The sequence below is a fragment of the Ruegeria sp. AE3 genome (assembly GCF_056542225.1).
The window spans coordinates 872,534-886,377 of the sequence record NZ_JBQFZL010000001.1; the positions used below are offsets into that span (position 1 = coordinate 872,534).

General features: G+C 57.7%; 10 protein-coding genes. 4 read left to right on the forward strand and 6 right to left on the reverse strand.

All coding sequences use genetic code 11. The features are described 5' to 3' along the window. Positions 1-46: 46 nt before the first annotated feature. Positions 47-1,273: an MFS transporter gene (locus tag ACR0NZ_RS04355; RefSeq protein WP_480517128.1), complete on the forward strand. Its 1,227-nt coding sequence runs from the start codon at positions 47-49 to the stop codon at positions 1,271-1,273. Here ACR0NZ_RS04355 and ACR0NZ_RS04360 read toward each other — a convergent pair whose 3' ends face one another. Genes ACR0NZ_RS04360 through cysS form a run of 3 tightly spaced genes read right to left on the reverse strand, consistent with a single transcriptional unit; the run spans position 1,274 to position 5,084 of the window. Next, complete coding sequence (locus tag ACR0NZ_RS04360) at positions 1,274-2,050, reverse strand: squalene/phytoene synthase family protein (RefSeq protein WP_480517746.1); 777 nt, start codon at positions 2,048-2,050, stop codon at positions 1,274-1,276. Positions 2,051-2,052: 2 nt separating this feature from the next. After that, a complete protein-coding gene (gene cimA / locus ACR0NZ_RS04365) occupies positions 2,053-3,687 on the reverse strand; it encodes a citramalate synthase (protein WP_480517130.1) in 1,635 nt (544 codons plus the stop codon). Further along, complete coding sequence (cysS, locus tag ACR0NZ_RS04370; RefSeq protein WP_480517132.1) at positions 3,687-5,084, reverse strand: cysteine--tRNA ligase; 1,398 nt, start codon at positions 5,082-5,084, stop codon at positions 3,687-3,689. Before cysS ends, cimA begins: the two co-directional genes overlap by 1 nt. 219 nt (positions 5,085-5,303) lie before the next feature. On the opposite strand from cysS, the gene ACR0NZ_RS04375 reads away from it, so the two are divergent. Next, positions 5,304-5,648, forward strand: a complete 345-nt coding sequence (locus ACR0NZ_RS04375) for an MmcQ/YjbR family DNA-binding protein (RefSeq protein WP_480493102.1) — start codon at positions 5,304-5,306, stop codon at positions 5,646-5,648. A gap of 56 nt (positions 5,649-5,704) precedes the next feature. Beyond that, a complete protein-coding gene (locus ACR0NZ_RS04380; protein WP_480517134.1) occupies positions 5,705-6,889 on the forward strand; it encodes a pyridoxal phosphate-dependent aminotransferase in 1,185 nt (394 codons plus the stop codon). Positions 6,890-6,895: 6 nt separating this feature from the next. Here the strand turns inward: ACR0NZ_RS04380 and ACR0NZ_RS04385 are convergent, their stop codons facing one another. Next, on the reverse strand, positions 6,896-7,414 hold the full coding sequence (locus ACR0NZ_RS04385) for an outer membrane protein (RefSeq protein ID WP_480517136.1): 519 nt from the start codon (positions 7,412-7,414) through the stop codon (positions 6,896-6,898). Positions 7,415-7,828: 414 nt separating this feature from the next. Between ACR0NZ_RS04385 and ACR0NZ_RS04390 the strand changes: the two genes are divergently transcribed. After that, complete coding sequence (locus ACR0NZ_RS04390) at positions 7,829-9,373, forward strand: trimethylamine methyltransferase family protein (protein WP_480517138.1); 1,545 nt, start codon at positions 7,829-7,831, stop codon at positions 9,371-9,373. 52 nt (positions 9,374-9,425) lie between these two features. Here the strand turns inward: ACR0NZ_RS04390 and ACR0NZ_RS04395 are convergent, their stop codons facing one another. After that, complete coding sequence (locus ACR0NZ_RS04395; RefSeq protein ID WP_480472945.1) at positions 9,426-9,671, reverse strand: EF-hand domain-containing protein; 246 nt, start codon at positions 9,669-9,671, stop codon at positions 9,426-9,428. A gap of 537 nt (positions 9,672-10,208) precedes the next feature. Next, a complete protein-coding gene (locus tag ACR0NZ_RS04400; protein ID WP_480517140.1) occupies positions 10,209-13,829 on the reverse strand; it encodes a vitamin B12-dependent ribonucleotide reductase in 3,621 nt (1,206 codons plus the stop codon). Positions 13,830-13,844 lie beyond the last annotated feature (15 nt).

The window sequence follows — 13,844 nt, forward strand, 5'->3', positions numbered from 1 at the left end:
TGCAACCGGGTTGTGCCGCAAACACTTAGCCGATACCCATTCCGCCATGACCATGATCTCGACCCTTCCTAATGACCGTCAGGCCAAACGCAACGTTGCTGTCTTAGTGGCGGCGCAGGCCATTCTGGGCGCGCAGATGCCAATGATGTTCATCGTCGGAGGGCTGGCCGGTCAGTCGCTGGCGACCAATCCCTGCCTGGCGACATTGCCCATTTCACTGATTGTTCTGGGATCGATGCTGGCGGCCACGCCAATTTCGGCCATCATGCAAAAATGGGGGCGTCGGGTCGGGTTCCTTGTTGGCGCGACATCCGGTGCGTTAGGCGGGCTGATCGGGGCCTATGGCCTGTTTCTTGGCTCTTTCCCCGTCTTCCTTGTCGGCAGCCTGTTGACGGGCCTCTACATGAGCGCCCACGGATTTTACCGGTTCGCCGCAGCGGACACCGCGTCGGACGAGTTCCGCCCCAAAGCGATTTCCTATGTCATGGCTGGTGGACTGGCGGCTGCCATCATTGGCCCGCAAATCGTAAAACTCACATCCGAAGCCTATGTCATCCCTTTTCTGGGCACCTATCTGGCTGTCATTGGGATCAATGTTCTGGGGTCCGCCCTGTTCTTCTTCCTTGATATTCCAACACCTGCAAAACCCACCGGCTCCGAGCCCAAGGGGCGGTCGCGACTGGAATTACTGAAAACACCTCGCATCGCCGTGGCCATCATATGTGCCATGGTATCTTACGCGCTGATGAACCTTGTGATGACGTCAACGCCGTTGGCCGTGGTTGGTTGTGGTTACTCGGCCAATGACGCGGCGGACATCGTTACCAGCCACGTGCTTGCCATGTATGTGCCCAGTTTCTTCACCGGTCACCTGATCGCCCGGTTTGGTATCGAAAGGATTGTTGCGCTGGGTCTGGCGATTCTTGCAACCGCTGGCCTGGTCGCCTTGCAGGGCGTTGAATTGGGGAACTTTTTCGTTGCCCTCATTCTTCTGGGTGTTGGATGGAACTTTGGCTTTATCGGCGCGACCACGATGCTGGCCGCATCGCATGAGCCGCAGGAACGCGGCCGGATGCAGGGCCTTAACGACTTGCTGGTGTTTGGCGGAGTGACTATGGCCTCGCTGGCTTCGGGTGGATTGATGAACTGCTCGGGTGGGTCCCCGGTCGAAGGGTGGACAGCAGTCAACCTTGCAATGATCCCATTGCTGACACTGGCAGGCGGGGCCCTGTTGTGGCTGGTTCTGCGACCGGCCGACCCGGAACGGGCCTGATCACCAGCGCCCGCTGCCCACAGCCCACATCAAGGACAATCGCTGTTGTATTTCTCCCGGTACCAGAGCACCGGAGGCAACACGTTCGGGTCGGGCTATGGCTTGCTTCAATATCCGTTCGGCCAACCACCCGGAATATAATGCCGACCGTGCCTCAACCGAAATATCAGCCCGATGCGATCTGGCTTTGTACAGACGATTCAATGCGGCCCCGGCCAAGGCACGCACCCCTTCGTAGGTGCCGTCCAGCAACGGTATCCGCCCGCGTCTTTCCAGTTCAGGAATAACCCTCAGCCAGTTCGCCACCCCGACCGCATATCCAAAGTCACGCAACGCTGGTTCATCCGCTGCCCCCAGCGCCTGAGCGGATGCAACATACAATGAACCCGTACTGTGATCGATATAGGCGTCAAAGTGTTCCTGATCTTCGAACGGGTCACGGTATATATCCCAACGCCTTACGGCCACATATTCATCCAAAACGCCTGCCAGATGGGGCGAAAGAACCCGTGACAAGGGTGTTACCACCTCGTGCCGCCGTACGGTTGCCCCTTCAGCAATTTCCTGTAGCGCATCACGCCACCATTGCAGCCGCATCTCGGCGATCATCGGCTCTTGCGTCACCCAGGGTGCGCGGGCAACTTCGACGTTCAGCGCGTAAATTGGGAACAGGACTGCACGGTCTGCAACCGGTGCAGCCATCGCTGCGCGGAAACGATCTGGATCAGCCCGTTGCACAAGTGCCGCGCAGGCTATGACGTCTTGGTCAAAGACCACGCTCACTCGGCTGCTGCCTTTTTCGGATCACAATCGCGCACCAATTTCCACTGAATCGCATCCAGAAGCGCCTCGAAAGACGCATCGACTATGTTCGCGCTGACGCCCACGGTAGACCAGCGCCGCCCCTGCCCGTCTTCGCTGTCAATGATGACACGCGTGACCGCTTCGGTGCCGCCTTGCGTAATCCGCACCTTGAAGTCGACCAGACGCATATCTGACAGTACCTGCGAATACTGGCCCAGATCCTTGGCCAAGGCTTTGGCCAGCGCGTTCACCGGCCCCCTGTCGCTGCCTGACTCGTCCATGGATTCGCTGACAGACAGCTTCTTTTCGCCATCCACTCTTACGACAACAACGGCCTCGGACAGGCTGACCATCTTGTTGTATTTGTTCTTACGCCGTTCAACGGTGACTTTGTAACGCTTGACCTCGAAGAACTCGGGCAATTGACCCAGCTCTTCCCGCGCCAGCAGTTCAAAACTGGCCTGAGCGGTGTCATAGGAATATCCGTCAGCCTCGCGGGCTTTTATCTGGTCAAGGATGCGGCCAAGTGCCGGGTCACCTGCCTCAACACGCAAACCGGCCTCGGTCAAACGCTTACGCAGGTTTGACTGGCCAGCTTGGTTCGACATCGGAATGATACGCGAGTTCCCGACGCTTGCGGGTTCCACATGCTCATATGTCGATGGATCCTTGAGGATCGCGCTGGCGTGCAGCCCGGCCTTATGCGCAAAAGCCGACGCCCCGACATAAGCCGCCTGCTTGCTGGGCACTCTGTTCAGAACATCATCCAGCATCCGGCTGATGCGGGTCAAACCAGCCAAAGCCTCACGGCTGACACCAATATCAAACTGCGACGCATAGGGTTCCTTCAGCAATAGCGTCGGGATCAAAGCGGTCAGGTTCGCATTACCGCAACGCTCGCCCAAACCATTCAATGTGCCCTGAATTTGCCGTGCACCGGCCTCAACAGCAGCCAGAGAACAGGCAACGGCATTTTCGGTATCGTTATGGGTGTGAATGCCCAGCCGATCACCGGGCAGCCCGGCTGCGATCACCTCGGATACAATCCGCCCGACCTCGGACGGCAAAGCGCCACCATTTGTGTCGCACAGGACAACCCACCGCGCGCCAGCCTCAAGCGCTGCGCGACATACATCCACGGCATATTCCGGATTGTCCTTGTAGCCATCAAAGAAATGTTCCGCATCAAACAGCGCTTCACGCCCCTGCGCGACGATATGCGCGACCGAGGCGCGCACGTTTTCCGTGTTTTCTTCCAGTGAAATGCCAAGTGCGTGGGTGACGTGATAATCATGCGACTTGCCGACCAAACAAACAGCCTGCGTTCCCGCATTCATCACGGCTGCCAGCACATCGTCATTTTCGGCTGAGCGCCCTGCACGTTTGGTCATTCCAAAGGCCGTCAACCGGGCCGCGGTTTTCGGAGCCACCTCGAAAAACGCGCTATCGGTCGGGTTGGCGCCGGGCCAACCGCCTTCGATGTAATCCACGCCCAATGCGTCCAGCGCCTGCGCGATCTGCACTTTTTCTGCGGTCGAGAACTGCACGCCCTGCGTTTGCTGCCCATCACGCAGGGTTGTGTCATAAAGGTAGAGGCGTTCCTTGGTCATCAGACCTCCTCCAGCTTAGCGGCATCAAAACCGGCGCCCGGCACCAGTTCAACACCTTCCTTGCTCATTCGAACCTCAAGCCCTGCCGCAACATAAGCTGCCTTCAAGCGATCAACTTCCGAGAAGTCCTTGCTTTGCATCGCGGTGGCTCGTGCTTTCGCCAAACGGTCCGCATGGGCGGTCAGGTCGACAGATGCGGTATCGGCCCAGTCGCCCATCTCAGGCAAAAGCAAACCCAGCTGTTGCGCACTTGCCAACAGGCCTGCGGCGTCACCATCTGAAGCCAGACGGTAAAGCTCGCTGATGGCACCTGCCGTATTCAGATCGTCACTTAGTGCTGCGATGACTTCAGGTGCCGCGCTGGCAGCAGGCTCGATGCCTGCTGTCAGCGCTCGCCACTTGCGCAGAGTCGCCTCGGCCTCGTGCGCCTTTTTCTCGGTCCAGTCCATCGGCTTGCGATAGTGCGTTTGCAGAAAGACAAACCGGATCACCTCGCCCGGCACGCCCTGCTCCAACAGGTCATGAACGGTAAAGAAATTGCCCAGCGATTTGGACATCTTCTTGCCTTCAACCTGCAACATCTCGTTGTGCAGCCAGACCCGCGCGAATTCGCCATGCGGGTGCGCGCACTTGCTCTGAGCGATCTCGTTTTCATGATGCGGGAACATCAGGTCATTGCCACCACCATGGATATCAAAGCTCTCGCCCAGAAGTTCATAGCTCATGGCCGAGCATTCGATGTGCCAGCCCGGACGTCCCCGACCCCATGGGCTGTCCCAGCCCGGCAGGTCGTCGGTCGAAGGCTTCCACAACACGAAATCCATCGGGTTCTTCTTGTATGGCGCGACCTCAACCCGCGCACCCGCGATCATGTCATCGACCGACCGGCCAGACAGCTTGCCATAACTCTCTTTCCAGCTGTCGACCGCGAACAGAACATGACCTTTGGCGGGATAGGCATGGTCCTTGGCAATCAGGTCTTTGATCATCGCGATCATCTGGGTGATATACTGGGTCGCGCGCGGCATCTGGTTGGGTTCCAACGCCCCCAACGCCCCCATGTCGTGCAAGTACCAGTCGATGGTCTCGTCCGACCGCTCCTGCACCAATTGCTCAAGCGTACCTTCTGCACCAGCCTGTTTGCGCGTCAGTGCCGTCGCGTTGATCTTGTCATCCACATCGGTGAAGTTGCGCACATAAGTCACATGCTTTGCGCCATAGACGTGGCGCAACAGGCGATAGAGCACATCGAACACAACCACCGGACGGGCATTACCCAAATGGGCGCGGTCATAGACCGTTGGGCCGCAGACATACATCCGCACGTTTTCAGGATCGATCGGTACGAAGTCTTCCTTCGTCCGCGTCCGTGTGTTGTGCAGCTTGATCGTCGTCATCGGTCGGGCTCCTAAGAAACAGCAAAGGCTTGCGCGTTGGCGCGGGCTTAGCAACTTGTCTCAGGGATGAAAACGAAAGAAACCGGCCCGCTTGATAAATCAGCAGGTAATGCAGCAGATAATGATGCAGGTCACCGGGTTCATGGGACATCGGTTAGCATGGGATCATTCGCAAGCCAAGTGTTGAGTTTGCCACCCCCGTTGGGCACAGTGCCAAACATGGACCGAAATTTCGTCAATTCCATCTGCAAAACGCTTCCCGGCGCTGAACTGTCCGATCCCTGGGGCGGTGGCCATGACGCCTGGAAAATTGGTGGCAAGATGTTCGCCTGTATCGGAATCGCAAATGATGGTGTTTCCGTCAAAACGCCCGATATCGAGACGGCGCAGATGCTGATTGACGCCGGGATCGGCGTAAAAGCCCCCTATTTCCACCGCAGCTGGGTGCGTCTTCCGTTTGAAACCGGCGCTGACGAAATGCGCCATCGTTTGACTGTGTCCTATGACCTTGTCCGCGCATCATTGACCAAAAAACTTCAGGCCTCGATAGCGCCGCGAAGCTGATTGACAAACGCCTGCCGCTCTGTCCCATTCAGCGCAGAGTAACCGGGGCCCTTGTCATGGAATTGTCCAAGCGCATCACGCAGATCACCGGCGGCAGCGACGGGTGGGAGGTGTTCAATCGGGCCCGACGGATGCTGAATGAAGGGCATGCCGTGACAGAATTGACAATCGGCGAGCATGACGTTCGTACCGACCCGTCGATCCTGCACGCTATGGACCTGTCGGCCCGCAACGGTCACACCGGTTATGCCACTGTGCCCGGAACAGATTTGCTGCGTGATACGGTTGCTGCCCGGGTTCAGTCCCGCACAGGTATTCCAACGACGCGCAACAATGTACTGGTCACACCCGGGGGGCAGTCCGCCCTGTTCGCGGCGCATATGGCTGTGTGCGATCCCGGCGACACCGGGCTGTTTCTGGACCCGTATTATGCCACCTATCCCGGGACGATTCGCGGTGCCGGGGCCATTGCCCGCGCTGTTCGGACCGCTGCAGAGGATGCATTTCAACCGCGCGCCGAATTGATTGATGCTGCCGCGGAAGGCGCGGTTTCGCTGTTGATCAACACACCGAACAACCCGACCGGAGTGGTGTATTCCCGTCAGTCACTTGAAGCCATTGCCGATGTTTGCCAACGCCGTGACCTGTGGCTGATATCAGACGAAGTCTATGACACCCAGATCTGGGAGGGCGAGCACCTGTCCGCCCGCGTGCTGCCCGGAATGGCCGACCGTACCTTGGTGGTTGGATCAATGTCCAAATCTCATGCCATGACCGGGTCCCGATGCGGGTGGATCGTTGGTCCGGAATACATGATCCGTCACCTGATAGATCTGGCTACTCATACAACCTATGGCGTACCGGGGTTCATTCAGGATGCGGCCAGCTTTGCACTGACCGCAGGACACGAACTTGAAAACAAGATCGCCGCGCCGTTCCGTCGCCGCCGTTCATTGGCGATGGACGTATTAGCGGCACAGAACACAGTGGGGCTCGTCCCGGCGCAGGGTTCTATGTATCTGATGCTGGATGTACGGGCGACCGGGCTGACGGGTGAAGGGTTTGCGAACGCCCTTTTGGACACTCATGCGATTGCGGTCATGCCGGGCGAAAGCTTTGGCAAGGCCGCAGCGGGGCACATTCGGGTTGCCATGACCGTGGATGATGAGAAATTTGTCAGTGCCTTGAGAACCCTGTGCATGTTTTCAGCGCAGCTCGCCAAGCGACACGCGGCTGAATAGCCGCATTCAAAACCGAAACGTCGTACGCAGGTTGAAAACATTGGTGTCCAGACTGCCGCTGGACCGGGTGACATCGTCGAAATTCTGCCGCAGTGCTTCACCGCTGATGACGAAATTCTCGCCAATCGGATAGGCCAATCCGATTCCGTAAACCGCGGCTGTGTCACTGTCGACCGATGTATCAGCCCGCGCTGCGCCTACGACCACGTACCCCAGAGCGTTACCGAAATCATATCCACCACGCAATTTCAAGCTGGTCATGCTGTCGAGACTGCCCTGAGACTGTCCGAGGTTCAGGGACAGCCGATTATACTCCAACTCACCGCCCAGAACGAAATTCCCAAAGTCCCGGTCATAGCCCAGATGCGCACCAAAGGCCGTATCATCGCCATTTGCACCACCCGGACCATCGGCATCTGCAAATCCAAAACTGAAACCGGCATACCCGCCAGTCCAATCCTCCGCCGCAACAGGGTTAGCGCCGGCGATAAATATCGCAACAACAAGGACGGAAATAGGGTTCATAGTCGGGTTCAATGCGACACCGCTCTGGTTTCGATCAGAGGCAAGACTTCAATTCAATCTGTGACCTGCTGCTCACAATTCAACTCCGCGCAGCAGACCTTGGAAGTAAGTGAATGCAGTATAACAGATTTCTTCCAAAACGGGCGAAAATCTCGGCGTTTGGTTCTCTGACCCCATAAGCCGTGAGAATTGTCCATATGAATAATCATCAAAGGTCGCAAATAGAACAGATTGTGTCGCCGCGTTTTGGAATTGTGGCGCAAGACGTTGAGGGGCAAAATGGCAGACGATGACTGGAAAATCAGCCTGATCAGCCGCACCATTGGGGCGGATCGTGGCCGTGCCGCACGAGGACGGCCGTAAAGGTGTGCTTGCAGACACCTTAAGACATCACTCAACGACCGGATTCTTGAAATGAACGACCAACCCCGCAATTCTTCGCGCAGTGGCGGCCGCGCCGCGCGCCGTGCTGCCCGTGCAACCGCACTGCCTGAGCACCTGCGACCTGTCCGCCCCGGAATGGAAGGTGGCGTCCTGAATGTACTGACACAGGCGCAGATCGAACGCATCCACGAAGCAGCACTTACCGCGCTTGAAACCATTGGCTTGGCGGATGCCCCGCAAAGTGGCATTGACTATCTGGTCGGTGCGGGCTGCACCTTGGGTGACGATGGCCGTATCCGTTTCCCTCGTGCCCTTGTCGAGGACACGATTGCTAAGGCGAACCGCTCAGTCACTTTGTACAGCCGGGATGGAAACACCGATCTGGAATTGTCGGGCACCAAAGTGCACTACGGTACGGCCGGGGCCGCCGTGTCCATGGTCGACGTCCACGGTCGGGAATATCGCCATTCCACCGTGCAAGATCTGCACGATGCCGCGCGAATCTGCCAACAGCTTGATAACATTCACTTTGTGCAGCGGCCAATGGTCTGTCGTGACATCGCGGACAACCTCGAAATGGACCTCAACACAATTTACGCCTGTTGTTCTGGGTCCTTCAAACATGTCGGGACATCCTTCACCGAACCAAGCCACGTCGCACCGGCGATGGAGATGATCTATATGATTGCGGGCGGTGAAAACAAATTTCGCGAGCGCCCCTTCGTTTCGAACTCGAACTGCTTTGTTGTTCCTCCAATGAAATTCGCAACCGAAAGCTGCGAAGTGATGGAAGCATGCATCAAGTCCGGTATGCCTGTCTTGTTGCTATCTGCCGGTATGGCCGGTGCCACAGCGCCGTCGACCATCGCCGGTGCGATCACGCAAGCAACTGCGGAATGCCTGGCGGGATTGGTTTATGTTAATGCCGTAAGTCCCGGTGCCCCGGCGATTTTCGGCACCTGGCCCTTTGGTCTGGACCTGCGGACCGGTGCCATGTCGATTGGTTCAGGGGAACAGGCCCTTCTGACTGCCGGATGCGCCCAGATGCACCGGTTCTATGACTTGCCGGGCGGAGCTGCGGCTGGCGCATCGGATTCGAAACTGCCCGATATGCAGGCCGGCTGGGAACAGATGTGTTCGAACGTCATGGCAGGTCTGTCCGGTCTGAACATGGTGTATGAGGCGGCCGGGATGCATGCCTCGTTGCTGGGGTTCTGCCTGGAAAGCCTTATCCTCAGCGATGATCTGATCGGACAGGCGCAACGCTGTGTACGCGGGATCGAGGTGACGGATGACACGCTGGCACTGGATCAAATGGCGGCGGTATGCATGGGCGGCCCAGGCCACTATCTGGGAACTGACGCAACGCTGAGCCGGATGCAGTCAGATTACGTCTATCCAACATTCGGAGATCGCTCCTCGCCGAAAGAGTGGGTGGAGCTTGGCAAGCCCGATCTGGTGGAAAAAGCCGTAGCCCGGAAAGAGGAAATCCTTTCCACCCCTTCCCCTGCAAGGTTCGACCCGGCTCTGGACGCCGAGATTCGGAAAAAATTCAAAATCCATCTTCCCGCCTAAGGTGATGGAAAAGGCGGCCCGAAATGGATCGGGCCGCCTGTTCATTCGATGCCTACCCGTCGCTGGGCGGCAGCAATCCTGCCTCCTGCGCGATCGCGACCTCGTCTGCATCCAACGCTCCGTCACCATTGGCATCCATGGCCGAGAAAGTGTCAGCGTTGATTTCCGGTACGACTGCCTGAATTTCCTCGATGGTCAAAAGACCATCACCGTTGGTATCGGCTGAGGATTGGGCCGAAGCAACGCCGGGCAAGCCCAGAACGGCCACGGAAAGCCCGATCAAATAATGCGATTTCATTTCAGTGCCTCCTGAAAGGTGTGTTTGTGTTTACGTCCGGACAGCGCCCAGAAGCACATGGACACCCCGGCGCGTCACGCGCTTTGGTAGAACTTCGTGATTTCACGCCAATCTTCGCGTGTTTGCCCGAGTCGGGTTTGCGGCCCTCCGCCTGAAGAAGGCGGCAAAACCTGTATCGGCGGCTCTTGCCCGACAGGACCACCTCAATCCGGCAATGTGGCGCTTATCCGGGACGACTCGGCGGGTAAAAAGAAAGGGGGCCGAAGCCCCCTGTCAGTTTCGCCTTCCAGGCTCATTTCGTTGACCGCCCGGTGTTTTTTTGCCTGCGGCCTGGACTGCGCATGGGGCGAGCGCACCCGCCCCGTGAAAGAGTGGGAAGGAGCAAATATTCCGCCCCACCCTGTTCCCGGCCAACACGGGCATGTCGGCCGAGTGGAGAATGGTCAGTCGGTGACAGACCTGTTCTCCGTATTCGGCGGGGTCGGTTACTTAGGGCAGCGTCCGACCCCTACGCCCCGGGGTGCCAGGGCGTTAAATTCAGCTACACCCGCTTGTCGCGCCGCAGGTGTTGCACTTCATGCAAGTTCCGTTTCGTACCAGCGTGTAGTTTCCGCACTCGCCGCAGGGGTCGCCCTCATAGCCCTGCATCTTGGCTTTGGTGCGGGCGTCCATCCCTGTTGCCACTGCCGTTTCGGTGGCAGGCGCTTCAAAGACAGTTGCTGTTTCTGCCAAACCGGCCACGTCGCCATAACTGCCGTTGAACACCATCAGATCCTGCGGCAGACGCTTGCGCAGATACCCAGTTGAACTGATTTGTTTTAACACTTCCAACGACTTGGACGCCGCAGTTTCACTGATTTCCGAGACGTTGGAAACGCCTTCCTCTTCACCGCGTCCCAGATCATCAAAGGTAGCACCCTCGGGTTTCACATGGGCCAGATCGGTACGGTCCAGATAAGACACGGCCAGTTCGCGGAAGATGTAATCCAGGATCGACGTCGCGTTCTTGATCGAGTCGTTGCCCTGCACCATCCCTGCCGGTTCGAACTTGGTAAAGGTGAAGGCGTCGACAAACTCCTCCAGCGGCACGCCATATTGCAGACCGACCGACACGGCGATGGCAAAGTTGTTCATCATCGCCCGGAAGCCAGCACCTTCCTTGTGCATGTCGATGAAAATCTCGCCCAGTTGACCGTCTTCGAACTCACCCGTGCGCAGGTAAACCTTGTGGCCGCCAACGATGGCCTTCTGTGTATACCCCTTTCGGCGATGCGGCAGTTTCTCGCGATGACTGCGGATTATTTCCTTGACCACAACCTTCTCGATCACCTTTTCGGCCAGAACGACGGCTTTTTCCTGTGCAGAGCCGCTTTCCAACACCTCGGCCGCCTCGTCATCATCCTCGACCAGCGCAGCCGCAAGGGGCTGAGACAGTTTCGAGCCGTCGCGGTACAGCGCGTTGGCCTTCACACCCAGTGACCAGCTAAGCTCATAGGCCTTCTGGCAATCCTCGATTGTCGCATCATTCGGCATGTTGATCGTTTTGCTGATCGCACCCGAGATAAAGCTTTGTGCCGCCGCCATCATGGTGATGTGGCTGCCAACCCCAAGGAAACGCTTGCCTTTCTTGCCGCACGGGTTGGCGCAGTCGAAGATCGCGTAGTGTTCTTCCTTCAGATGCGGTGCACCTTCCAGAGTCATGGTTCCGCAGACATGGTCGTTGGCCGCGTCGATATCCGCGCGAGTGAACCCCAGATGACGCAACAGATCAAAGGTTGGGTCATTCAGCTTGGTCGCCGGAATGCCCAGAACACCGGTGCAGAAATCTTCGCCCAATGTCCATTGGTTGAAGACGAACCGGATGTCAAAGGCGCTTTCCAGCGCGGCGTCCACCTTGGCCAGTTCATTGGCACCAAAGCCGTGGCCAGTCAGTGAGGTGTGGTTGATCCCCGGCGCATTGCCGATTGTGCCGTGACCGACCGCGTAGGATACGATCTCTTCGATCTGCGACGAGGAATAGCCCAGCTTTTCCAGCGCAGATGGTACCGAGCGGTTGATGATCTTGAAGTAACCGCCGCCTGCCAGTTTCTTGAACTTGACCAGCGCAAAATCGGGCTCGATCCCCGTTGTATCGCAATCCATCACCAGACCGATGGTGCCTGTGGGGGCAATCACCGTGGCCTGTGCATTGCGGTAACCGTTCTGCTCGCCAAGGCTCAGCGCCTCATCCCAAGCGGACATGGCCAGATCGACCAAACGCTTGTCGGGGCAGTTGCCATGGTCCAGAGGCACCGGCTTGACGGCCAGTTTCTCGTACCCCTCAGTCACACCCTGCGCCGCGCGGCGGTGGTTGCGGATGACGCGCAGCATATGCTCGGCATTGCGCTTGTAGCCCTTGAACGGGCCAAGCTCACCGGCAATTTCAGCTGAAGTGGCATATGCCACACCGGTCATGATCGCGGTCAGCGCACCGCAGATCGCCCGCCCCTCGTCCGAGTCATAGCTGTAGCCCATGTTCATCAACAGGCCGCCAATGTTGGCATAACCAAGGCCCAGCGTGCGGAAGTCGTACGACAGCTGCGCGATTTCCTTTGACGGGAATTGCGCCATGGTCACCGAGATTTCCAGCGTCAGCGTCCATAGGCGCGAGGCGTGCATGTAATCGGCGGCCTGGAACTCACCGTCCTTGAGGAAGGTCAGCAGGTTCATCGAGGCCAGGTTACAGGCCGTGTCATCCAGGAACATGTATTCCGAACACGGATTCGATCCGCGAATTTCACCATCTTCAGGGCACGTGTGCCATTCGTTGACCGTGTCGTGGAACTGGATGCCAGGATCAGCACAAGCCCATGCGGCGTGACCAACCTTTTCCCAAAGATCGCGCGCCTTGACGGTCTTTGCGACTTTGCCATCGGTGCGGTTGATCAGCTGCCAGTCCGCGTCTTTCTCGACAGCAGTCAGAAACCCGTTGGTCACGCGGATCGAGTTATTCGAATTCTGCCCCGAGACCGAGCTATAGGCTTCCGAATCCCAGTCTGTATCATAGGTCGGGAACTCGATGCTGTCGTGGCCCTGCTTGGCGTAATCCAGAACGCGTTTGATGTAAGTCTCGGGGATTGCGACCTTTTTCGCCTCGCGGATCGCCTTTCTCAGCGCTTCGTTCTTGTTTGGATCATAGGCATCCTCGGCCGCACCGTCCCAAGAGCGAATGGCCTCGAAAATACCGTTCAGCATCTTTTCGTGCATCTTCGATCCGGCAACGATCGAGGCCACTTTCTGCTCTTCGATTACCTTCCATTCGATGAATTGTTCGATATCGGGGTGATCCGCATCGACAATGACCATCTTCGCTGCCCGACGGGTTGTCCCGCCTGATTTGATTGCGCCGGCGGCGCGGTCGCCGATCTTGAGAAAGCCCATCAGGCCCGAGGATTTGCCACCACCCGACAGCGCCTCGCCTTCTGCACGCAGATGGCTGAAATTGGTTCCGGTGCCCGAGCCGTATTTGAACAACCGTGCCTCGCGCACCCATAGATCCATGATGCCGCCTTCGTTCACCAGATCATCATCGACGGACTGGATGAAGCAGGCATGTGGCTGCGGATGCTCGTAGGCGGATTTGGATTTGGTCAGCTTGCCGGTCTTATAGTCGACGTAGTGGTGCCCTTGCGCCGGACCGTCGATTCCATAGGCCCAGTGCAGGCCAGTATTGAACCATTGCGGGCTGTTTGGCGCGGCGCGCTGAGTCGCCAGCATGTACCGCATCTCGTCGAAATAGGCGCGCGCATCCTCCTCGGTCGAAAAGTAGCCACCTTTCCACCCCCAGTATGCCCACGCACCGGCCAGCCGATCAAAGACCTGCTTTGAGGAAATTTCGCCCTCGAACTCAGCATCTTCAGCGGGAACCGACCGCCAGAGGAACTCGGGAACGTCTTTTTCCTTAACTTTGATCAATTTGGACGGGACGCCAGCCTTACGAAAGTACTTCTGGGCAATCACGTCGCTTGCCACCTGCGACCAGGTTGACGGAACTTCGATCCCTTCCAGGCGGAACACAATGGTTCCATCGGGATTTCGGATTTCAGATGTCGCGGACACAAAATCCAGTTCCGAATAGGCATCCTGATCTGGTTTGGTGAATTTTCTTTCAATCTTCATGTCCGCAGCCCTAGT